Here is a 19,409-nt window from a genome sequence, read left to right as displayed (position 1 = left end):
GGACGTCAGCGGCGCTGGGCAACTCCGGTGCGACGTGGCACGATCGGGCGGGTGACCAGCAGACCCGCCGCGGCGCAGCACCTGCGCGACCTCGCGCGGCTGCGCCGCGTCCGCGACCGGATCGACCGGGAGTACGCGCAGCCGCTGGACATCGAGGCGCTCGCCCGCGGCGTGAACATGTCGGCCGGGCACCTCAGCCGCGAGTTCCGGCTCGCCTACGGTGAGTCGCCGTACGCCTATCTGATGACGCGGCGCATCGAGCGGGCGATGGCGCTGTTGCGCCGTGGCGACCTCAGCGTCACCGAGGTCTGTTTCGCGGTCGGCTGCGCGTCGCTGGGCACCTTCAGCACTCGCTTCACCGAGCTGGTCGGTGTGCCGCCCAGCGTCTACCGGCGCCACGCGGGGCGTGCGACGGCGGGGATGCCGTCGTGCGTGGCGAAACAGGTGACCAGACCGATCAGGAATCGAGAAGCGCGGGTCACGGAGCCGCAACTAGCCTGACCGGCATGGACCTCACCATTCACTTCACCTTCCTCCCGCACAACGACCCGGACGCCTCCCTGGCCTTCTATCGCGACACCCTCGGCTTCGAGGTCCGCAACGACGTCGGATACGGCGGGATGCGCTGGATCACGGTCGGCCCCGCCGACCAGCCCGGCACGTCCATCGTGCTGCATCCGCCGGGCGCCGACCCCGGCATCACCGACGACGAGCGCCGCACCATCGCCGAGATGATGGCCAAGGGCACCTACGCCAGCATCGTCCTGGCCACCAAGGACCTCGACGGCGTCTTCGCGCGGCTGGAGGCCAGCGGCGCCGAGGTCGTCCAGGAGCCGACCGAGCAGCCGTACGGCGTTCGCGACTGTGCCTTTCGCGATCCCGCGGGCAACCAGATCCGCATCAACGAGCCGCGCTGAGCCGTCCGGCGATCGCAGCCATCCTCGCCCCGCGGTTCCCGCGGCTCAAGGAATGGGCGTACGCGGGATCGTTCTTCTACGGCCGCAAAGCTGCGCCCTCGGCATACTCCTGCCACCAGCGGCCGTTTCCGGACCCGCTCGGGCGCGCCGGGAGGGATCGCGGTTGATCACGGCCGACGTGACGAACAGAGGGGCCAGCCATGGACCAGGCTGCCGGACAATCTGTGCTGACCGACGACCGATCGGGGTCCGGCACCCGGTCGTGGATCGGGTCCCTCGGCCGGGTGCTGAGCCAGCCGATGCTACGCCGGGTCATGCCCGGGATGCTCGTCTCGGCACTCGGCGACGGGATGAGCCTGGTCGCGGTGGCGTGGCTCGCGGTGCAGATCGCGCCACCCGACCAGGCTGGTGTCTGGACCGGGCTGGCAGTGGCGGCGTACGCGCTGCCGGCCACCATCGGCGCGGCCATGCTCGCCCGGCTGGTGCGCGGGTTCCGCGGCGCACGACTGGTCGCTGTGGACGCAACGCTTCGGGCGGTCGCGCTGGGCGCGATCGCGGTGCTCGCGGTGGCGGGGCTGCTCGACCCGGTGGTGTACGTGGTGCTGCTCGCGACCTCGTCGCTGCTGCACGCGTGGGGCAGCGCCGGGGCGTACACGCTCATCGCCGAGTCGCTGCCGGAGGAGGACCGGGTGAGCGGCAACGCGATCCTGTCGACGTTCACGCAGGCGGCGGTCGTGGTGGGCCCGGCGCTGGCCGGCGGGCTGACCGCGCTGGTCGGTCCCGGCTGGGTGATCGGCGCCGATGCGGCGAGCTTCGCCGTCCTCGCCGCGACCTGCTGGACGGCCTCGCCGCGGCGGGCCACCGCCGTCCGCCCCGTGCCGGCGGCGGCGACCGGGGGCGGGCGCGTCATTCTGGGCCAGCCGCGGCTGCTCGGGCTGCTCGCGGTGACCTGTGTCTTCTTCTTCCTCTACGGCCCGGTCGAGGTGGCCCTGCCTGTCCATGTTGCACAGGAGCTCCATGGCTCGCCCGGCCTGCTGGGCCTGTACTGGGCCGCGTTCGGCGTCGGGGCGACGCTGGGAGGTCTCGGTGCCGGCCTGCTCCGGCACCGCTCGCTGTGGCTGGTGGTGGTGAGCATCATCGTCGGCTGGGGAGCCGCGCTGCTGCCGCTGGGGCTGACCGACCTCGTCGCACCAGGACTGATCGGCTTCGCCGTCGGTGGGCTGATCTACGGCCCGTTCACCGCGATCTGCACGGCGCTGTTCCAGCGCACCAGCCCGCCGGATGCGCTCAGCCGCGTGCTCGCCACCCGGACCGCGCTCACCATCCCTTCCACCGCGCTGGGCACGCTGCTGGGCGGCCCGCTCGTCACCGCGGTCGGTGGCCGGTACACGCTGCTGCTGTCCGCGTTGCTGACCATCGCGCTCGGGGTATCGGTCGCGGCGGTCCTCGGGGTGGGCCGACGTCATGCCGGACGGGCTCGACAGCCGTCCCTCCGCACCTTCGCATGAACACCCCGAGACCGTCAGCTACAGGTTGAGGGTTCGTGTGCTGGCAGGTTGGGTGCACCTCAGGCTGTCCGAGCCTGGCGGAACGCGGGGTGCCGGCCGACGGGCGGCTGTTACCCTCCGTCGGAGAGCGCGGAGCGTGACGAACGGGCCTCGCGGGCCCCGGTTGGCAATGTCGGTACCCTGCTAGTCCTGGCCTGCCCGCGACGACATGGTGGTACTTGATGAACGATCTTCGAGTAGTGGCGTTCGACCTGGACGACACCCTGGCAGTCTCCAAGTCCCAGATCGATCGTCGCATGGCGGAACTGCTCAGCCACCTGCTCACCGAGGTCGACGTCCTCATCATCTCCGGCGGGCGGTTCGAGCAGTTCAAGTCGCAGGTGCTCGCGCACCTCGACCTCAACGAGGAGCAGCGCGTCCGGCTGCACCTGATGCCCACCTGCGGCACCCGCTACTACCGCTGGCAGAACGGGGACTGGCGGCAGGTCTACGCGGAGGACCTGAGCGCCGAGGACAAGGCCCGGGTGATCGAGGTCCTGACCGAGTCCGCGAAGGCGTTGGACCTCTGGGAGACGAAGACCTGGGGCGACGTCATCGAGGACCGGGGCAGCCAGATCACCTTCTCCGCGCTGGGCCAGTCCGCGCCGCCCGCGGAGAAGTACGGCTGGGACCCGGACGGCGACAAGAAGAAGCGACTCCGGGACGTCGTCGCCGAGCTGCTGCCCGACCTCGAGGTACGCGGTGGCGGCTCGACGTCGATCGACGTCACCCGCAAGGGCGTGGACAAGGCGTACGGCATGCGGAAGCTGCTGGAGTGCCTCGACCTGAAGACCGACAACGTGCTCTTCGTCGGTGACCGGCTGGACCACGGCGGCAACGACTACCCGGTCAAGGCGATGGGCATCCAGTGCGTTCCCGTCACCCGGTGGGAGGAGACGGCCGACTACGTCGAGGCCCTCGTCGACGACCTGGTCAAGCTGCGCGCGCAGCGCGCCTGACCGCCGGCCGCCGCCCCGGCGGATCCGGGGCGGCGGCGTTGGCGTCAGAGTGCGGCGCGGATCGCCTCGGCGAGCGTCGTCGGCGTGCGGCCGAGCAGCCTCGCCAGGTCGTCCCCGACCGCCAGGTCGCCCTGGGCAAGACCCCGGTCGCCGTCGGCCAGCACGGCCGCGTACCCCTCGGGCACGCCGGCCGCGACCAGCAGCTCGGTGTACTTGTCGACCGGTAGGTCGAGGTACGAGACCGCGGTGCCGGTCTGCCGGGAGATCTCGGCGGCCAGGTCGGTCAGGGTGAAGGGGGCGCCGCCCAGCTCGTACACCTGGTTGGTGTGGCCCTCGATGGTGAGCACCGCCGCGGCCGCCTCGGCGTAGTCGGCGCGGGTGGCCGCGCTGACCCGGCCGTCATCCGCCGCGCCCGCGACACCGTGCTGGAGGTACGTCGGGAGCTGGGCGGTGTAGTTCTCCAGGTACCAGCTGTTGCGCAGGAAGACGTACGGCAGGCCGGAGTCCTTGATCAGCTGCTCGGTCGCCTTGTGCTCGGCGGCGAGCACGAGGCTGGAGGTGTCCGCCTTCGCGATGCTGGTGTAGACCACCTGCTTGACGCCGGCCTCCTTGGCGGCAGTGACGACGTTGCCGTGCTGCACCACCCGTCGGCCGACCTCGCTGCCGGAGACGAACATCAGCTTCTCGGCGCCCGCGAAGGCGGCCTGCAGCGACTCGGCGTCGTCGTAGTCGGCCAACTGGGTGACCACCCCGCGCCCGGCCAGGTCGGCCAGGCGGTCGGTGTCCCGGCCGACCGCCACGATCTGGTCGGCCGGTACACCCCGGGCGAGCAGCGACTCGATGATCAGGCGGCCGAGCTGGCCGGTGGCGCCGGTGACGACGATGGACATGGGAACTCCCTGTGGTTGCGACAAGAACTTCTTCCCACCGGAACGGGAACACCGGAGGCTTACTTCCCGTTGGAGAGTAGGCACCTCGAAGTTCGGTACGCACCGAAAGAGAGTAATGGCGTGAACCCGGATATCTTCAACCGGAACTGCGGCAGCCGGAAGGTCATCGACCGGATCGGCGACCGCTGGAGCCTCCTCGTGGTCCTCGCCCTCGCCGACGGCGACAAGCGCTACGGCGAGCTGGCCGAGCGGGTCGACGGGATCAGCCAGAAGATGCTCACCCAGACCCTGCGCGGCCTGGAGCGCGACGGCCTGGTCACCCGGACGGTGCACGCCACCGTCCCGCCCCGGGTGGACTACGCGCTGACCGACCTGGGGCGCAGTGTGCTCGACCTGGTCGCCGGCCTGGAGGCGTGGGCCACCACCCACCTCGCCGAGGTGGAGGCCGCCCGGGCCCGCTACGACGCCCGCTGAAGTTCCGGAACCGGCGCAGTCTGGCGCGCACTGCGAGCGTCGGCTCGTACGGCACCAGCCCGGTGGTCAGCTAACTGTGACGTGCGGGCGCGCGTACCGGTGATGTAACAGAAAACCACCGGAATACGCTGCGCCCGCTCCGCCCTGCGGTCGCTCGTCGCCCACCATAGGCTCCGGCTATATCGAGTACCGGCGCTTCGTGGCCGCCCGGGGAACGGGTGACGGACGCGATCGAGGGGGCGTGTCCGCCGCCGGCCACGGCCGGTGCCTCGACCATCCGCTCTGCAAACGACCTGCCCTGACCCGACGCGCCACCGGCGGCCGGCGGGGCCATCCCGCCGGCCGCCCCGGGGCCGGCCGACGGGACGCCGGCCGTCAGCCGGGCAGCTGCTCCACGCCGCTGAGCACCCGGTCGATCAGGCCGTACTCGCGGGCCTGCTCGGCGGTGAACCAGCGGTCCCGGTCCCAGTCACGCCGGATCTCGTCCAGCGTCCGCCCGCTGTGCTCGGCGGTCAGCTGCTGCATGGTCCGCTTGACGTGCAGCATGTTCTCCGCCTGGATGGTGATGTCCGAGGCGGTGCCGCCCATCCCGCCGGACGGCTGGTGCATCATGATCCGCGAGTGGGGGAGCGCGAAGCGCTTCCCGGCCGCTCCCGCGCAGAGCAGGAACTGCCCCATCGAGCCGGCGAGCCCGAGCGCCAGGGTGGCCACGTCGTTCCTCACGTAGCGCATGGTGTCGTAGACGGCCATCCCGGCGCTGACTGAGCCGCCGGGTGAGTTGATGTAGAGGAAGATGTCCCGCTTCGGGTCCTCGGCGGCGAGCAGCAGGATCTGCGCGCAGATCTGGTTCGCCGACTCGTCGGTGACCTCGGTGCCGAGGAAGATGATCCGCTCGCGGAGCAGCCGCTCGAACACCTGGTCACCGAAGGACGGCTGTCCGCCGTCCAGCATCCACACGCCGTACCCCATGATCCGACCGCCCTCCGCGCCGCCGGCGGGCGACGGACCGCCCGGGGAACCGGCGGTCTCCAGCCTCCGGCGGCCCGGCCGCCGTGGCCCAGCGATTCTGCCCCGGGCAGATCGGCCGTGGGCAGAACCGGGCCGGCCTAGTCGGCGGTCAGCCGCCGTCGGCCCGCCCGGGCCCGCCTGCGGGCCAGCCCGTCGGAGGTCCGCGGGCGGGGGCGCCCGGCCGGGGCGGAGGCGATCAGCCGGACCCGCAGGCCCGCCCCACCGACCGTCGGCCCCACGTGCCCGGTCGCGCCGCCGGCGGGCAGTCCGCCGCCGGCTCGCAGCAGCGGCCCGGCCGGACCGCCGATCTGCGACAGGTGCCCGCCGAGCGTCGCACCGCCGACGTACGGGACGCGCCCGCCCGCCCCCGGCGTCGCGTCGATGGAGGACCCGTCCAGGTGGGGCACCCCGCCGTCGGGGTGGAAGCCGATCCGCAGGCGGGGGCCGGCGGCGTCGCGGCGGGCGGCCGGCACGCGGTCGAGCCGGGCCAGGCCCGTCCCCGACGTGGCGGGGACCCGCCGCTCGACCCGGCGCAGCTCGTCCCGGGCCTCCTCGAGCAGATCGGAGAGGTTGATCTCGAGGGCCCGGCAGATCGCCGCCAGCACCTCCGAGGAGGCCTCCTTGCGACCGCGTTCGACCTCGGAGAGGTAGGGCAGCGACACCCCGGCCGCCAGGGCGACCTCGCGCAGCGTGCGGCCCTGCCGCAGCCGCACCCGGCGCAGCACCCCGCCGATCACCCGTCGCAGCAACGACATGCGGGCCTCCTCGCGGTCGTCGTCCCGGGACACCCCCATCATGCCCGTTGGCCGACGTCACGGGTGGCCCGGCCGGGCCGGGCACCCTCCCGGTCCGTCCGGACATCGATGCCGGCCACCCGGCGGGCCGGCGGACGCCGTACCCGCTATGTTGTGGGCGTGCAGGCGACGGTGGCGGGGCAGGACCGACGGTGATCCATTTTCCCGCGCAACGGCGGGGGCCGCTGAGCGCGCTCAGTCTGCGCCTGCTCGCCGCCCTGGGCCTGGTCCTCGCCGTGGTCGCCGCGGTCTACCTGGACCGGGACGGCTACCGCGACGTCAACGAGGACGGGCTCACGCTCCTCGACTGCTTCTACTACGCGGTGGTCTCGCTCTCCACCACCGGGTACGGCGACATCACCCCGGCGGCGCCCTCGGCGCGCCTGGTCAACGTCCTGTTCGTCACCCCCGCCCGGGTGCTCTTCCTGATCATCCTGGTCGGCACCACCCTGGAAGTCCTGACCGAGCAGTACCGGACCGGCCGTCGCCTGTCGCGGTGGAGGAGGACCGTGAAGGACCACGTCATCATCTGCGGCTACGGCACCAAGGGCCGCAGCGCCGTCTCCGCCCTGCTGGAGAACGGGCTGGACCGGTCCCGGATCGTGGTGGTGGAACGCAGCGGCCCGGCCCTGCGCCAGGCCACCTCGGCCGGGCTGGTAGCCATCGAGGGCTCGGCCACCCGCTCGTCGGTGCTGGAGGAGGCGCACATCCGGACCGCCAAGTCGGTGATCATCGCGACCGACAGCGACGACGCCTCGGTGCTGGTGGCGCTGACCGTCCGGCAGCTCACCGCCGGCCAGGTCCGGATCATCGCGGCGGTCCGTGAGGCCGAGAACGCGCCGCTGCTCAAGCAGAGCGGGGCGCACCACGTGATCGTCTCCTCGGCCACCGCCGGCCGGCTGCTCGGCCTCTCCACCTCCGCACCGCCGCTGATCGACGTGGTGGAGGACCTGCTGACCCCGGGGCAGGGCATGGCGCTGGCCATGCGCTCGGCCGAGCGCGACGAGGTGGGTCGGTCGCCGCGTGAGCTGGAGTCCCTGGTCATCGCCCTGGTCCGGCGGGGCAAGGTGGTCACGCTGAACGACCGGGCCGCCGCGGTGATCGAGACCGGCGACATGCTGGTCCACGTCCGGGACGACCGCCCCCAGGCCGCCACCTCCGCCCACTGACGAACGAGAGAAGGAGGCCGTTCCCCGGGCGGGGAGCGGCCTCCTTCTCTCGTCGTGTCGTCAGCGGGTCAGAGGATCGTCCAGGTGTCGCCGCTGGCGAGCAGGCCGGTGAGCTGCTGCTCGGGGGTCTCGGCGACCTTCGCCTTCGCCGTGGCGACCTGCTCCTGCACCGCGCTGTCGTAGGACGGGCGGCTGACCGAGCGGAACACGCCGATCGGGGTGTTGCGCAGGTCCAGCCCGGGCAGCCGGGACAGCGCGAAGGCGTACGCCGGGTCGCTGACCGTGGCGTCGTGCACGACGATCTCCTCGGGGCGGACCGAGGCGGTCTCCCGCACCTCGAGGCCGAACCCGCCCGGCGGGTGGACGACGCAGAACTGCCCGTCGGAGCCGAACGTGACGGGCTGCCCGTGCTCCAGCCGGATCAGGAAGTCGTCCCGGGTGCCCGGCTCCTTGAGCTGGTCGAACGCGCCGTCGTTGAAGATGTTGCAGTTCTGGTAGATCTCCACGAAGGCCGAGCCCTGGTGCTCCGCCGCGGCCCGCAGCACCGACTGGAGGTGCTTGCGGTCCGAGTCGATGGTGCGGCCGACGAAGGTGGCCTCCGCGCCGAGCGCCAGCGACAGCGGGTTGAACGGGGCGTCCGCCGAGCCGACCGGGGTCGACTTGGTGATCTTGCCGACCTCCGACGTCGGCGAGTACTGCCCCTTGGTCAGGCCGTAGATCCGGTTGTTGAACAGCAGGATCTTCAGGTTGACGTTGCGGCGCAGCGCGTGGATCAGGTGGTTGCCGCCGATGGAGAGCGCGTCGCCGTCACCGGTGACCACCCAGACCGACAGGTCCGGCCGGGACACCGACAGGCCGGTGGCGATCGCCGGGGCACGGCCGTGGATCGAGTGCATCCCGTACGTGTTCATGTAGTACGGGAAGCGCGACGAGCAGCCGATCCCGGAGACGAAGACGGTGTTCTCGCGGGGGATGTTCAGCTCCGGCATGAACTGCTGGACGGCGGCCAGGATCGCGTAGTCGCCGCAGCCGGGGCACCAGCGCACCTCCTGGTCGGACTTGAAGTCCTTGGCGGTGAGCTTGAGGGCGACGGGCTCAGACATTCTTCAGGACCTCTTCCAGCATCGTCTCCAGCTCGGCGGCCGTGAACGGCAGGCCGCGGACCTGGTTGTAGCCGATCGCGTCGACCAGGTACTTCGCCCGGATCACGTGGGCGAGCTGGCCGAGGTTCATCTCGGGGATGACGACCCGGTCGTACGAGCGCAGCACCTCGCCGAGGTTGGCCGGCATCGGGGCCAGGTGGCGCACGTGCGCCTGGGCGATGGAGAGCCCGCGCTGCCGCAGGCCCCGGCACGCCGCCCCGATCGGCCCGTACGTCGAGCCCCAGCCGAGCACCAGCACCCGGGCGTCGCCGTCCGGGTCCTCCACCTCGATGTCCGGCACCGGGATCGTCTCGATCCGGGCCGCCCGGGTCCGCACCATGAAGTCGTGGTTCGCCGGGTCGTACGAGATGTCGCCGGTCTTGTCGGCCTTCTCCAGGCCGCCGATCCGGTGCTCCAGCCCCGGCGTGCCCGGGATGGCCCACGGCCGGGCCAGGGTCTCCGGGTCGCGCAGGTACGGCAGGAAGGTGGTGCCGTCCTCGCCGTTGGGCGCGGTGGCGAACTCCACCCGCAGGTCGGGCAGGGACTCCACGTCGGGCAGCAGCCACGGCTCCGAGCCGTTGGCGACGTAGTTGTCCGACAGCAGGATCACCGGGGTGCGGTAGGTCAGCGCGATCCGGGCCGCCTCCAGGGCGGCGTGGAAGCAGTCGGCGGGCGACCTGGGCGCGATCACCGCGACCGGGGCCTCGCCGTGCCGGCCGTACAGCGCCATGTTGAGGTCGGCCTGTTCGGTCTTGGTCGGCATGCCGGTGGACGGCCCGGCCCGCTGCACGTCGACGACGACCAGCGGCAACTCCAGCGCCACCGCCAGGGAGATGGTCTCGCTCTTCAGCGCCACACCGGGACCGCTGGTGGTGGTCACGGCGAGCGAGCCGCCGTACGACGCGCCGAGCGCGGCCCCCACCGCGGCGATCTCGTCCTCGGCCTGCATGGTGATCACGCCGAACCGCTTGTGCTTGCTCAGCTCGTGCAGGATGTCCGAGGCCGGGGTGATCGGGTACGCCCCGAGGAAGACCGGCAGCCCGGAGCGGACCCCGGCGGCCACCAGGCCGAGCGAGAGCGCGGCGTTGCCGGTGATGTTCCGGTAGGTGCCCGCCACCATCTTCGCCGGCTTCACCTCGTACCGGACCGAGAAGTCCTCGGTGGTCTCGCCGAAGTTCCAGCCGGCCCGGAAGGCGGCCACGTTCGCCGCGACCAGCTCGGGCCGGGCGGCGAACTTGCGCTCCAGGAAGCGCAGCGTCGACTCGTACGGCCGGGAGTACATCCACGACAGCAGGCCCAGGGCGAACATGTTCTTGGCCCGCTCGGCGTCCTTCTTGGACACCTCATGCGTGGCCAGCGCGCCGACCGTCATCGAGGTCAGCGCCACCGGGTGCACCACGTAGCCGGCGAGCGAGTCGTCGTCCAGCGGACTGACCTGGTAGCCCACCTTGGCCAGGTTGCGCTTGGTGAACTCGTCGGTGTTGACGATGATGTCCGCGCCGCGCGGCAGGTCGGCCAGGTTGGCCTTGAGCGCCGCCGGATTCATCGCGACCAGGACGTTCGGGGCGTCGCCCGGGGTCAGGATGTCGTAGTCGGCGAAGTGCACCTGGAAGCTCGACACGCCCGGGAGGGTGCCGGCGGGGGCCCGGATCTCGGCCGGGAAGTTCGGCAACGTCGAGATGTCGTTGCCGAGCTGCGCCGTCTCGGAGGTGAACCGGTCGCCGGTGAGCTGCATGCCGTCGCCGGAGTCGCCGGCGAACCGGATGACCACCCGGTCGAGTTGACGGATCTGCTTGGTCACGCCCGCACCTCGCTTCGCTCAGCACCGTCGCACGGGCGGCTGAACATGTTGGTGACCCCGCCTTGCCCGGCCACGTGACCTCCTTGACGCGCTGCTGCCGCTGACCGCCCGAAGCGCTCCGGCCCGCAGGTGTTCCTCACGTCAGAGCCTACGTCGGTCCCTTAGGGCCACCTTGGTGGAGGTCCGACGTATGGGACCCGATCGACCCGCTGTATGCCCGCCTTTGCGGTGTTTAGTACCGGCACCCGTAATTCAGATCACCGCATGCTAGGGAGCTGGCCGGCCGGGGAGGGCAGCCCCGGCCGACGGCGTTCACTCGGCGGCGGTGGTCGGGTCGGTCGGCGGCGCGTTCATCCGCCGGCGCAGCGAGGTGGTGGCCAGCACCAGGGCAAGCACCACCAGCAGCCCGGAGACCGCGATCAGGGTGATCGCCGTCCGCTGCACCGAGCTGAGGCCGCCCTCGTCGGAGGCCTGCTCGGCGGCGGCGAGCACGCCCTGGGAGCCGGTCGGCGCGGGGGTGGCGACCGGCGGGGTGGCCAGGGCCGCCGCGGCGGTGATCCGGAAGCTCATCTGCACCTGCCGGCGCGGGCCGCTGCGCGGGTCGAGCCGGCCGACGACCGCGCCGGCCAGCGGAGCCTGGCGCTGTGCCGCCGGCGTGGCGGTCACCGGCAGCCGGAGGGTCGCCGTCCGCCCGGCGGGCACCGTGCCGAGGTCGCACCGCGTCCGGGTCGGCGCCAGCGGGACGCAGCCGGCCGACGGGCCCGACGCGGTCACCCCGTCCGGCAGGATCACCTCGACCCGACCGGCGGCGTCGACCCGGCCGGTGTTGCCAAGGCGGACGGCCACGGCGCTCGGGGCGCCGCTGATGTCGAAGAGCACCTCGTCGGCGCGGAGCGAGATGCCGGGCACCGGCGGACCGGGCGGGAAGAGCACCGCGAAGCCCTCGTTGTCCGCCGTCGCGCCGGCCACGCCCGGGGCGGTGGCGGTCACCCCGACGGACCCGCTGAGCGGCATCGAACGCCAGGCCGTCCCGTCGACCCGGACCCGGATCGAACTGCTGAACCGGGCACCGGGCGCGGCGGTCCACCCGCCGCAGCGGTAGCTGCCGCCGCCGGCGGACGCGCACCCGGTGGTCCCCGCGTCGGTGAGCCCGGCCGGCAGCCGGTAACCGAGCCGGATCAGCTCCGGCACCCTGCCGGTGTTCGTGACGGTCACCCGCAGCGTCGTCACCCTGCTGTCGGCGTTCCAGTAGGCCGAGGTGAGCGAGACATCCTCGGTGGTCACCCGGACCCCGAGCTGGCCGGCGGGCGGCTGGCCGGGGCCGGGTGGAGCCGGCGGCTGCACCGGCGGCACGACGGGCGGGGGCGGCGCCGGGGCGGTGGTGGTGGGCGCCGTGGTGGTCGGCACCGGGTTCTCCGGGGCGGTGGTGTCCGGCACGGGCTCGGTCGTCGGGGCCGGCGGGGTGGTCTCCGGCGGCGCGCTCTCGGTCGGTGGCGCCGTGGTCTCCGTGACGGTCGGTTCGACCGGGGGAGTGGTGTCGGTCGGGTCGGTGTCGGGCTCACCCACCGGATCGGTGGCTGCGGTGACCACGCCCGTCGCTGTCCGTGACGCGGTCGCCCACGCGGGAGCGACCGCGACCGCGGTCGCGGTCGCCAGGCCGACCGCGGTCGAGGCCGCCAGCAGTGCGGAGGTACGTCGCCGGACCACCCGCCGGTCGGGGCGTACGGGCAGGTTCGCCATTTGTCCTCCGCGACACTCAGTGACGTTTCATTATTCGGTAATGGTTGCCGAGGGGCACTAGTCCCGCAAGGAAACAAATCCGTAACGTGTTCGATACGCCTCGACGACGGGCACGGTAGGCTCGTCCTCCGTGACCGGTTACCTCGGCTCGTACGCCACGCTCGGTCTCCTGCTGCTTGCCAGCGCCCTCTTCTTCGTTACGGCGTTCTCGGCCAATCGGGTGTTACGTCCTGGCCGTCCGGCCGATCCCTGGGGCAAGCGGGCCAGCTATGAGTGCGGACTCGACCCGGTCGGCGGCGACTGGGCGCAGATGCAGATCCGCTACTACGTCTACGCGTACCTCTACGTGCTCTTCGCGGTCGAGGCGGTCTTCCTCTTCCCGTGGGCACTGGTCTTCGACCGGCCCGGGTTCGGCGTGACCACGGTGGTCGAGATGGGGGTCTTCGTCGCCGTGGTCGCGCTCGGCATCCTCTACGCCTGGCGGAAGAACATCCTGCGCTGGACCTGACCTCCGCCGGCCCGGCCGACCACCGGTCAGGCCAGGCCGCGCCGGGTCAGGGTGGGCGGCCGGTCGCCCCGGATCGAGGCGACCATGTCCAGCACCCGACGGGTCTGGAGCACCTGGTGGGCGCGGAACACCCGGGCCCCCAGCCACGCCGAGACCGCGGTCGCGGCCAGGGTGCCCTCCAGCCTGTCAGGCACGGGCAGGTCCAGCGTCTCGCCGATGAAGTCCTTGTTCGACAGGGCCACCAGCAGCGGCCAGCCGGTGCCGGAGAGCTCGGCGAGCCGCCGGGTGATCTCCAGCGAGTGCCGGGTGTTCTTGCCGAAGTCGTGCGCCGGGTCGATCAGGATGCCGTCGGGGCGTACGCCGAGGGCGACCGCCCGCTCGGCGAGCCCGGTCACCGTCGCGACCACGTCGGCCACCACGTCGTCGAAGGCCGCCCGGTGCGGCCGGGTACGCGGACTGAGCCCGCCGGCGTGCGAGCAGACCAGCCCGGCGCCGGTCGCCGCGGCGACCCGGGCCAACGCCGGATCCGCCCCCGACCAGGTGTCGTTCAGCAGGTCGGCGCCGGCCGCCACCGCCTCCACCGCCACCTCGGCCCGCCAGGTGTCGATCGAGATGACCACGTCGGGGAAGGCGGCCCGGACCGCGGCGATGGTGTCCACCGTCCGGCGGATCTCCTCGGCGGCGTCGACCCCCTCGCCCGGTCCGGCCTTCACCCCGCCGATGTCGATGATCTCGGCGCCCTCGGTGACCGCGCGCTCCACCGCGCGCAGCGCGCTGTCCGCCGCGAAGGTGGCGCCCCGGTCGAAGAACGAGTCCGGCGTGCGGTTGACGATCGCCATCACCACCAGTTCCCCGGGGGCGAACGTCCGCCCACCGAGCCGCAGCGCCCCGGCCATCCCGCCTCCTGGTCTCCACCCGCCGTCGGCCGTGCCGCCGGCCGCCCCCGACGCTATCCGGTCCGCCACCGACCGCCCCGTCCGGTCCGTCCGGGGGTTGCGAATCATGATCGGAGCGGGTGGAGGGCTCGCCCGGGACCGGCCCGCATGCCACGATCTCCCCATGGGTGAGGTGCTGCTCCTCTTGGTCGTCGCGCTGACCGTCGCGGCGGTGGTGTTCGGGGTGACGGTGCTGGTTTCCGGGCGCGACCCGGGCCTGGCGCCGGCCGAGCCGGACGGGCGGGCCGCGCCCCTGCCGAGCAGCCGCCCGTTGCACGAGTCGGACGTCGCCGAGGTCCGCTTCGACACCGCCCTGCGCGGCTACCGGATGGCCCAGGTCGACCAGGCGATGCGCCGGGCCGCCTACGACATCGGCTACAAGTCCGAGCTGATCGGCGTGTTGGAGGCGGAGGTCCTCGCGCTGCGCGAGGGGCGCACCGCGGACGCCGACGCGCTGCGCCACGCGCGCGAGGCGGCCGCCGGCGGCCCGGTTACCGCCGCCGCCGCCGCCCCGGCCGACGCGGTGAGCCCGGCCGCCGACACCCCGGCCCTCGCCTCCACCGCCGAGGCGGGCGTGGCGGAAGCGCCGGCCGCCGCCGCCGTCGAGGACGAGGCAGCGCTGCCGACCACCGACGCCCGGGCGACCGCCGGCGGCCAGGTCGTCCCGGCCGCGGCACCCGTCGACCAGCCGGCGGCCGACGTTTCTCTCCGGGCGCCGGCTGATCCCACCGCCGCCCCCGCAACCGACCCGACCGCCGGCGTGCACGTGGCGTCGCCGGGCACCGACGAGGCCGGCCAGGACGGGAACGACCGGGACCGCGGACCGGCGGTCCGGTCGGAGTCGGCGTGACCGGGCCCGAAGGCGCCGACGGGCTGGCCGAGGCGGCCCAGCCCGGCGCGGGCGAGGTGACCGCCACGGTGATCGTCGACGCCCCGGCCCAGCGGGTCTTCGCGGCGCTGACCGCCTGGGAACGGCAGTCCGACTGGATCCCCTTCACCACCGTCCGGGTGGTCGAGGGGGACGGTGGCGAGGGCAGCCTGGTCGAGGCGGTCACCGCGCTCGGCCCGGCGGTGCTCCGCGACGAGATGCGGGTGATCCGGGTCGACGCGCCGTACGAGGTCGGGGTGGTGCACTGCGGGCGGCTGCTGCGCGGACCGGGCGTGCTGCGCTGCACCCCGGTGGAGCGGGACCGGACCCAGGTGGTCTGGCACGAGTGGTTCCACCTGCCCGGCGGGACCGCGGGCCGGGTCGCCTGGCCGGTGCTCTGGCCCGGCTCGAAGTTCGGCCTGACCCAGGCACTGAAGAAGTTCGCCCGGCTGGTGGAGCAGGGCCGGCTGCCCTGACCCCCGTGTCTTGTCGGTGGGCTGGCCTACCGTGTAGGCCGTGACTGACCTGGTGACCGGCCCGGAGGGGCTGCCCCGCTGCGCCTGGGGCGCGAGCACGCCGGATTACGCCGTCTACCACGACAGGGAGTGGGGGCGGGCGCTGCGCGGCGACGACGCGCTCTACGAGCGGCTGACCCTGGAGGCGTTCCAGTCCGGCCTGTCCTGGCTGACCATTCTGCGCAAGCGACCCGCGTTCCGGATCGCCTTCGACGAGTTCCGCATCGACAAGGTCGCCGGCTACGGCGAGGCGGACATCGCCCGCCTGCTCGCCGACACCGGCATCGTGCGCAACCGCGCCAAGGTCGAGGCGGCCATCGCCAACGCCCGGGCCGCCCTGGACCTGCCCGACGGGCTCTCCGCGCTGCTCTGGTCGTACGCGCCGGCGCCCCGGGCCACCCGGCCCCGGTCGTTCGCGGAGGTGCCGGCGCTCACCCCGGAGTCCACCTCGCTGGCCAAGGCGCTCAAGAAGCGCGGCTTCCGGTTCGTCGGCCCGACCACCGCGTACGCGCTGATGCAGGCCACCGGCATGGTCGACGACCACCTGATCGGCTGCCACGTGACCATCGACCCGGCCGGGGCGTGACGCGGGCGGCGCCCGGCCCATGTGGCGCCGCCAGCGCCGACCCGGCGTGATGGGATTGGACCATGACCGACACCGAGGTCCGCGCGAGCGGGACGATCGACGGCGGCAGCCGGCCCGGCGCCTGGGCGGTGCTGCTGCCCGCCGAGCGGTACGAGGCCGAGCGGCTCGTGCACCACGACACCCTGGAGCTGACCGGGCTGGACGGGTCGGCCCGGCCCCGGCCCGGCGACCCGGTGGCGGTGCTGGTCGACGAACCGCCCCGGCTGGTGGCTCTCGGTCGGGTCGCCGCGGCCATCGCCGAGACCCGGGAGGATCCGGACGACCCGCAGTCCGAGGCCGGTCCGGGCGCGCTCGTGGTGACGTACACCCGGCGGGTCTTCGACGAGCCGGTGCCGGCGGACGGCCTGGCCCTCGACGGGCCGGTGACCGGGCTCGACGTGGCCACCTGGCGGGAGCTGGCCGACCGGCTCGGCCCGCCGCCGGCGCGCCGCTCCTGGCTGGTCAGCCTGGACCTGCCGATCGAGGCGGCCTCGCCGGCCGAGGCGGTCCGGCTGTTCTGGGCGTACGTGCAGGAGCTGGGGCCGCGTGAGCTGCCCGCCTTCGTCTCGCCCTCCGGCGACGAGCTGGCCATGCAGGCGTTCGTGCTCGGCGCGGAGGCCAACCAGGATCCCGAAGAGGACGACTGACCGACCGGCACCCGGTTACGGTGCCGGGGAGGGCCGGCGCCGGCCGGCCGGGCGAGGGAGTCCGATGCGGTTTCAGGACAGGGTTGCGCTCGTCACCGGCGGGGCGGCCGGGCTCGGCGAGGCGGCCGCCCGGCGGTTCGCCGCCGAGGGGGCCAAGGTGGTGATCGCCGACATCGACGCCGAGGGCGCCGAGCGGGTCGCGGCCGGGCTTCCCGACGGGTACGCGGTGACCATGGACACCGGCGAGGCAACCTCGGTGGAGCAGGGCATCGCCGACGCCATGCAGCGGTACGGCCGGATCGACGTCATCTTCAACAACGCCGGCATCGACGGGCAGCAGCAGCCGCTGCACGAGATGGACGTGGCGAACTGGGAGCGGGTGCGCCGGGTCAACGGCGACGGCGTCTTCTTCGTCCTCCGGTACGGCATCGAGGCGATGCTGCGCGGCGGCGGCGGCGCGATCGTGAACACCTCCTCCACCACCGGGCTGGCCGCCCAGGAGAACATCTCCCCGTACACCTTCACCAAGGCCGGCATGGTCGGCCTGACCCGCTCGGCGGCGATCGAGTACGCGGCGCGCGGCATCCGGGTCAACGCGGTCGCCCCGACGGTGGTGCTGACCCCGCTGGTGGAGCACTTCATCGACAGCGCGCCGGACCCGGGGCAGATGCGCCGGCAGATGGAGTCGTTCAACCCGAAGCCCGGCATCCCCACCCCGGACGACGTGGCCGGGGTGGTCGCCTTCCTCGCCTCCGACGAGGCCGCCTGGATCACCGGCCACACCGTCCCGGTCGACGGCGGCTACGTGGCCCGCTGACCGCCGCGGGTCGCGGGCGACGCCGGGTCAGTGTCCCTCGAAGACTGGTTTCTGCTTGTTCACGAAGGCCATGGTCGCGGCCTTGTGGTCGGCGGTGGCGCCGCAGATCGACTGGGCCTGCGCCTCGGCGGCGAGGGCATCGGCGAGGGTGCCGGCGTCGGCGATGGAGAGCTGCCGCTTGATCGCCCCGTACGCCACGGTCGGGCCGGCGGCGAGCCGGGCGGCCAACTCCTGCGCGGTGGGCAGCACCTGCTCGTCGTCGTCCACCAGCTTGTTCAGCAGGCCCAGCCGGCAGGCCTCCTCGGCGCCCACCGGCTCGGCGAGCATCAGCAGCTCGACGGCCTTGGCGTGGCCGACCAGCCGGGGCAGCGTCCAGGAGGCGCCGGTGTCGGCGGCGAGCCCGACCCCGGCGAAGGCCATCAGGAACCTCGTCTTCGGGCCGCCGATCCGGAAGTCGGTGAGGAAGGCCAGCGAGGCCCCGGCCCCGGCCGCCATCCCGCGGACCGCGGCGACCACCGGCTTGGGCAGGTTGGCCAGCCGGGCGGCGATCGGGTTGTAGTGGGCCCGCACGGTGGCCAGCGGGTCGGCGTCGGCCGCTTCCAGGGTCTGCACGTGCTCGCGGAGATCCTGCCCGGCGCTGAACGATCCGCCCGCCCCGGCCAGCACGACCGCGCGGCAGGAGCGGTCGGTCTCCAGCTCGGCGAGGGTGTCCCGGAGCGCCTCCTTGAGCGCCACGTCGAGCGAGTTCATCGCCGTCGGGCGGTTCAGCGTCAGGGTGACGACGGCGTCGGTGCGGTCGACGAGCAGCGGCTCGGTCACGTTCTCAACGACCCTTCTGTCGGGCGAGGCGGTTGTTGGCGTCGAGGCAGTGCTCGACGTACCGGTCGGCGGCCGGCCGGAGCCGGGCCGCGTGCCGGTCGAAGAAACTGGCCGCGCTGGTGCCCGGCCAGCGCTCGGGGAGCAGCGCCGGGGGGAGCTGCGGGTCCCGGAAGAGGAAGGTACGCCACGCGTGCACGAGCCGGAACCGGGCCGCGTACGCCTCCTCGTCGCTGCTGCGTACGGTCACGCCCGCCAGCAGCGGCTTCTGCTCCGCGGCGAACCGCTCGTACGCCCGGCCGATCTCGGTGAGGTCCCAGGCGCGGCGGACCACGCCCATCGCTCCCGGGGTGCCGGCGGCGTGCGCGGCGGTGAACCGCTCGTAGCGCACGCCGGCCTCGGCGAGCAGGACGTCCACGTCCTCCCCGGGGCGGGTGGCCACCCAGGTGCAGTCGTCGAGCGTGCCGTAGCCGAGGAAGGTCAGGTTGGCGGCGAGCCGCTGGCGGTCCCGGCGGGAGGCGGGGGCCGCCAGGACCAGCAGGTCGAACCGGCCGTCCCAGCTGTGCCGTCCGGTCCGGTAGATCCGGGCGGCCGCCTCGTCGAGTCTGCGGGCGGCCTTGGGTGTGATCGAATATCCCGGGCCGGAGGCCAGCCGGAGCGGGTCGAGCCAGCCCTGGCGGACCATCCGGGAGACCGCGGTGCGCACGGCCGGAGGTGCGATCCCGAGCGGCGCCAGCAGCTTGACCAGGGCGGCGACGGGTGCGCGCCCACCCCTCGCCCGGAGGTGGTCGCCGTACAGGTCGAAGAGTGCCGACCGTGCCTGCATGACCGCACATTGTGACAGGCCTATCCAGGATAAGCTAGATGCTGTTACATCAATGCTGCTTCGGTTTGGGTCCGGCGGTGTTCATCAGGGAAAATCATTGGTCGACACCCCGCGAAGGCTGCGGCGGTGATGGCGAAGTGGCTGTGGGGCAACCCACCGACCCTGGTGTAGGTCTGAGGGGAGACAACATGGCGGCGATGAAGCCGCGGACGGGCGACGGTCCGCTGGAAGTCACCAAGGAGGGCCGGGGCATCGTGATGCGGGTCCCGCTGGAGGGTGGTGGCCGGCTCGTCGTCGAGATGACTCCCGACGAGGCCAACGCGCTCGGTGACGCGCTGAAGGCAGCCGCCGGCTGATCGAGGAGCGGTCCGCGCGGCGCACGCCGTGCGGACGGTTCGTCCTGCCCTGAGC

At 73.1% G+C, this 19,409-nt stretch carries 21 protein-coding genes and 1 pseudogene; 13 read left to right on the top strand and 9 right to left on the bottom strand.

What is annotated here, in order from left to right; genetic code table 11:
* Positions 1-51: 51 nt before the first annotated feature.
* The 4 genes from GA0070613_RS05960 to GA0070613_RS05945 all read left to right on the top strand — a co-directional run bounded on the left by GA0070613_RS05960 (position 52) and on the right by GA0070613_RS05945 (position 3,423).
* Positions 52-501: a helix-turn-helix transcriptional regulator gene (locus tag GA0070613_RS05960; RefSeq protein WP_089011379.1), complete on the top strand. Its 450-nt coding sequence runs from the start codon at positions 52-54 to the stop codon at positions 499-501.
* 5 nt (positions 502-506) lie between these two features.
* Positions 507-917 carry a VOC family protein gene (locus tag GA0070613_RS05955; RefSeq protein WP_089011378.1) on the top strand — a complete coding sequence of 137 codons (411 nt, stop codon included), beginning with the start codon at positions 507-509 and terminating at the stop codon, positions 915-917.
* 224 nt (positions 918-1,141) lie between these two features.
* A complete protein-coding gene (locus GA0070613_RS05950) occupies positions 1,142-2,425 on the top strand; it encodes an MFS transporter (protein ID WP_231929680.1) in 1,284 nt (427 codons plus the stop codon).
* Between the two features lie 221 nt (positions 2,426-2,646).
* On the top strand, positions 2,647-3,423 hold the full coding sequence (locus GA0070613_RS05945; RefSeq protein WP_089011376.1) for an HAD-IIB family hydrolase: 777 nt from the start codon (positions 2,647-2,649) through the stop codon (positions 3,421-3,423).
* A gap of 44 nt (positions 3,424-3,467) precedes the next feature.
* Here GA0070613_RS05945 and GA0070613_RS05940 read toward each other — a convergent pair whose 3' ends face one another.
* Positions 3,468-4,313 (bottom strand): SDR family oxidoreductase, encoded by an 846-nt coding sequence (locus GA0070613_RS05940; RefSeq protein WP_089011375.1) that lies wholly within the window; start codon positions 4,311-4,313, stop codon positions 3,468-3,470.
* A gap of 120 nt (positions 4,314-4,433) precedes the next feature.
* On the opposite strand from GA0070613_RS05940, the gene GA0070613_RS05935 reads away from it, so the two are divergent.
* A complete protein-coding gene (locus GA0070613_RS05935; RefSeq protein WP_089011374.1) occupies positions 4,434-4,787 on the top strand; it encodes a winged helix-turn-helix transcriptional regulator in 354 nt (117 codons plus the stop codon).
* A 375-nt stretch (positions 4,788-5,162) separates the two neighbouring features.
* Here the strand turns inward: GA0070613_RS05935 and GA0070613_RS05930 are convergent, their stop codons facing one another.
* Together GA0070613_RS05930 and GA0070613_RS05925 are read right to left on the bottom strand one after the other, a co-directional pair.
* Complete coding sequence (locus tag GA0070613_RS05930) at positions 5,163-5,756, bottom strand: ATP-dependent Clp protease proteolytic subunit (RefSeq protein WP_089011373.1); 594 nt, start codon at positions 5,754-5,756, stop codon at positions 5,163-5,165.
* A gap of 137 nt (positions 5,757-5,893) precedes the next feature.
* Positions 5,894-6,550, bottom strand: coding sequence for a helix-turn-helix domain-containing protein (locus GA0070613_RS05925; protein WP_089015784.1), 657 nt, complete (start codon positions 6,548-6,550; stop codon positions 5,894-5,896).
* A gap of 191 nt (positions 6,551-6,741) precedes the next feature.
* On the opposite strand from GA0070613_RS05925, the gene GA0070613_RS05920 reads away from it, so the two are divergent.
* Positions 6,742-7,758, top strand: coding sequence for a potassium channel family protein (locus GA0070613_RS05920; protein WP_089011372.1), 1,017 nt, complete (start codon positions 6,742-6,744; stop codon positions 7,756-7,758).
* 68 nt (positions 7,759-7,826) lie between these two features.
* Here GA0070613_RS05920 and GA0070613_RS05915 read toward each other — a convergent pair whose 3' ends face one another.
* From GA0070613_RS05915 to GA0070613_RS05905, 3 genes are all read right to left on the bottom strand, one after another.
* Positions 7,827-8,861 (bottom strand): 2-oxoacid:ferredoxin oxidoreductase subunit beta, encoded by a 1,035-nt coding sequence (locus GA0070613_RS05915; protein WP_089011371.1) that lies wholly within the window; start codon positions 8,859-8,861, stop codon positions 7,827-7,829.
* Entirely contained in the window at positions 8,854-10,701 is a 1,848-nt protein-coding gene (locus tag GA0070613_RS05910) for a 2-oxoacid:acceptor oxidoreductase subunit alpha (RefSeq protein WP_089011370.1), read from the bottom strand. The genes GA0070613_RS05915 and GA0070613_RS05910 overlap by 8 nt, the downstream gene beginning before the upstream one ends.
* 312 nt (positions 10,702-11,013) lie before the next feature.
* A complete protein-coding gene (locus GA0070613_RS05905) occupies positions 11,014-12,441 on the bottom strand; it encodes a hypothetical protein (protein WP_089011369.1) in 1,428 nt (475 codons plus the stop codon).
* Between the two features lie 130 nt (positions 12,442-12,571).
* Here GA0070613_RS05905 and ndhC point away from each other — a divergent pair, with 130 nt between their 5' ends.
* Positions 12,572-12,949, top strand: coding sequence for an NADH-quinone oxidoreductase subunit A (ndhC, locus tag GA0070613_RS05900; protein ID WP_089011368.1), 378 nt, complete (start codon positions 12,572-12,574; stop codon positions 12,947-12,949).
* Between the two features lie 26 nt (positions 12,950-12,975).
* Here the strand turns inward: ndhC and folP are convergent, their stop codons facing one another.
* Entirely contained in the window at positions 12,976-13,845 is an 870-nt protein-coding gene (gene folP / locus GA0070613_RS05895; protein WP_089011367.1) for a dihydropteroate synthase, read from the bottom strand.
* 163 nt (positions 13,846-14,008) lie between these two features.
* On the opposite strand from folP, the pseudogene GA0070613_RS05890 reads away from it, so the two are divergent.
* The 5 genes and pseudogenes from GA0070613_RS05890 to GA0070613_RS05870 all read left to right on the top strand — a co-directional run.
* Positions 14,009-14,617 (top strand): annotated as a pseudogene (locus GA0070613_RS05890) (DivIVA domain-containing protein); the annotation flags it as partial.
* 113 nt (positions 14,618-14,730) lie between these two features.
* Positions 14,731-15,228: an SRPBCC family protein gene (locus tag GA0070613_RS05885; RefSeq protein ID WP_089011365.1), complete on the top strand. Its 498-nt coding sequence runs from the start codon at positions 14,731-14,733 to the stop codon at positions 15,226-15,228.
* Positions 15,229-15,268: 40 nt separating this feature from the next.
* A complete protein-coding gene (locus GA0070613_RS05880; protein ID WP_089011364.1) occupies positions 15,269-15,853 on the top strand; it encodes a DNA-3-methyladenine glycosylase I in 585 nt (194 codons plus the stop codon).
* 62 nt (positions 15,854-15,915) lie between these two features.
* A complete protein-coding gene (locus GA0070613_RS05875) occupies positions 15,916-16,539 on the top strand; it encodes a hypothetical protein (RefSeq protein ID WP_089011363.1) in 624 nt (207 codons plus the stop codon).
* Positions 16,540-16,603: 64 nt separating this feature from the next.
* Positions 16,604-17,356 (top strand): SDR family NAD(P)-dependent oxidoreductase, encoded by a 753-nt coding sequence (locus GA0070613_RS05870; protein ID WP_089011362.1) that lies wholly within the window; start codon positions 16,604-16,606, stop codon positions 17,354-17,356.
* 27 nt (positions 17,357-17,383) lie between these two features.
* Here the strand turns inward: GA0070613_RS05870 and GA0070613_RS05865 are convergent, their stop codons facing one another.
* Positions 17,384-18,175, bottom strand: a complete 792-nt coding sequence (locus tag GA0070613_RS05865) for an enoyl-CoA hydratase/isomerase family protein (protein ID WP_089011361.1) — start codon at positions 18,173-18,175, stop codon at positions 17,384-17,386.
* A 4-nt stretch (positions 18,176-18,179) separates the two neighbouring features.
* Complete coding sequence (locus GA0070613_RS05860) at positions 18,180-18,998, bottom strand: PaaX family transcriptional regulator (RefSeq protein ID WP_089011360.1); 819 nt, start codon at positions 18,996-18,998, stop codon at positions 18,180-18,182.
* 188 nt (positions 18,999-19,186) lie between these two features.
* Here GA0070613_RS05860 and GA0070613_RS05855 point away from each other — a divergent pair, with 188 nt between their 5' ends.
* Positions 19,187-19,354: a DUF3117 domain-containing protein gene (locus GA0070613_RS05855; protein ID WP_007455245.1), complete on the top strand. Its 168-nt coding sequence runs from the start codon at positions 19,187-19,189 to the stop codon at positions 19,352-19,354.
* Positions 19,355-19,409: the final 55 nt, after the last annotated feature.

This window comes from Micromonospora inositola (genome assembly GCF_900090285.1).
GTDB classification, from domain to species: domain Bacteria; phylum Actinomycetota; class Actinomycetes; order Mycobacteriales; family Micromonosporaceae; genus Micromonospora; species Micromonospora inositola.
Note: the sequence above shows the minus strand (reverse complement) of the source record. Positions and strands in the feature narration are given on the sequence as shown.

Excerpts from the sequence above, each read along its gene's own strand:
- GA0070613_RS05905 (WP_089011369.1), bottom strand. The coding sequence starts at position 12,441 with ATGGCGAACCTGCCCGTACGCCCCGACCGGCGGGTGGTCCGGCGACGT.
- GA0070613_RS05955 (WP_089011378.1), top strand. The coding sequence starts at position 507 with ATGGACCTCACCATTCACTTCACCTTCCTCCCGCACAACGACCCGGAC.
- GA0070613_RS05875 (WP_089011363.1), top strand. The coding sequence starts at position 15,916 with ATGACCGACACCGAGGTCCGCGCGAGCGGGACGATCGACGGCGGCAGC.
- GA0070613_RS05925 (WP_089015784.1), bottom strand. The coding sequence starts at position 6,550 with ATGTCGTTGCTGCGACGGGTGATCGGCGGGGTGCTGCGCCGGGTGCGG.
- GA0070613_RS05855 (WP_007455245.1), top strand. The coding sequence starts at position 19,187 with ATGGCGGCGATGAAGCCGCGGACGGGCGACGGTCCGCTGGAAGTCACC.
- GA0070613_RS05930 (WP_089011373.1), bottom strand. The coding sequence starts at position 5,756 with ATGGGGTACGGCGTGTGGATGCTGGACGGCGGACAGCCGTCCTTCGGT.
- GA0070613_RS05915 (WP_089011371.1), bottom strand. The coding sequence starts at position 8,861 with ATGTCTGAGCCCGTCGCCCTCAAGCTCACCGCCAAGGACTTCAAGTCC.
- folP (WP_089011367.1), bottom strand. The coding sequence starts at position 13,845 with ATGGCCGGGGCGCTGCGGCTCGGTGGGCGGACGTTCGCCCCCGGGGAA.
- GA0070613_RS05940 (WP_089011375.1), bottom strand. The coding sequence starts at position 4,313 with ATGTCCATCGTCGTCACCGGCGCCACCGGCCAGCTCGGCCGCCTGATC.
- GA0070613_RS05870 (WP_089011362.1), top strand. The coding sequence starts at position 16,604 with ATGCGGTTTCAGGACAGGGTTGCGCTCGTCACCGGCGGGGCGGCCGGG.
- GA0070613_RS05860 (WP_089011360.1), bottom strand. The coding sequence starts at position 18,998 with ATGCAGGCACGGTCGGCACTCTTCGACCTGTACGGCGACCACCTCCGG.
- GA0070613_RS05945 (WP_089011376.1), top strand. The coding sequence starts at position 2,647 with ATGAACGATCTTCGAGTAGTGGCGTTCGACCTGGACGACACCCTGGCA.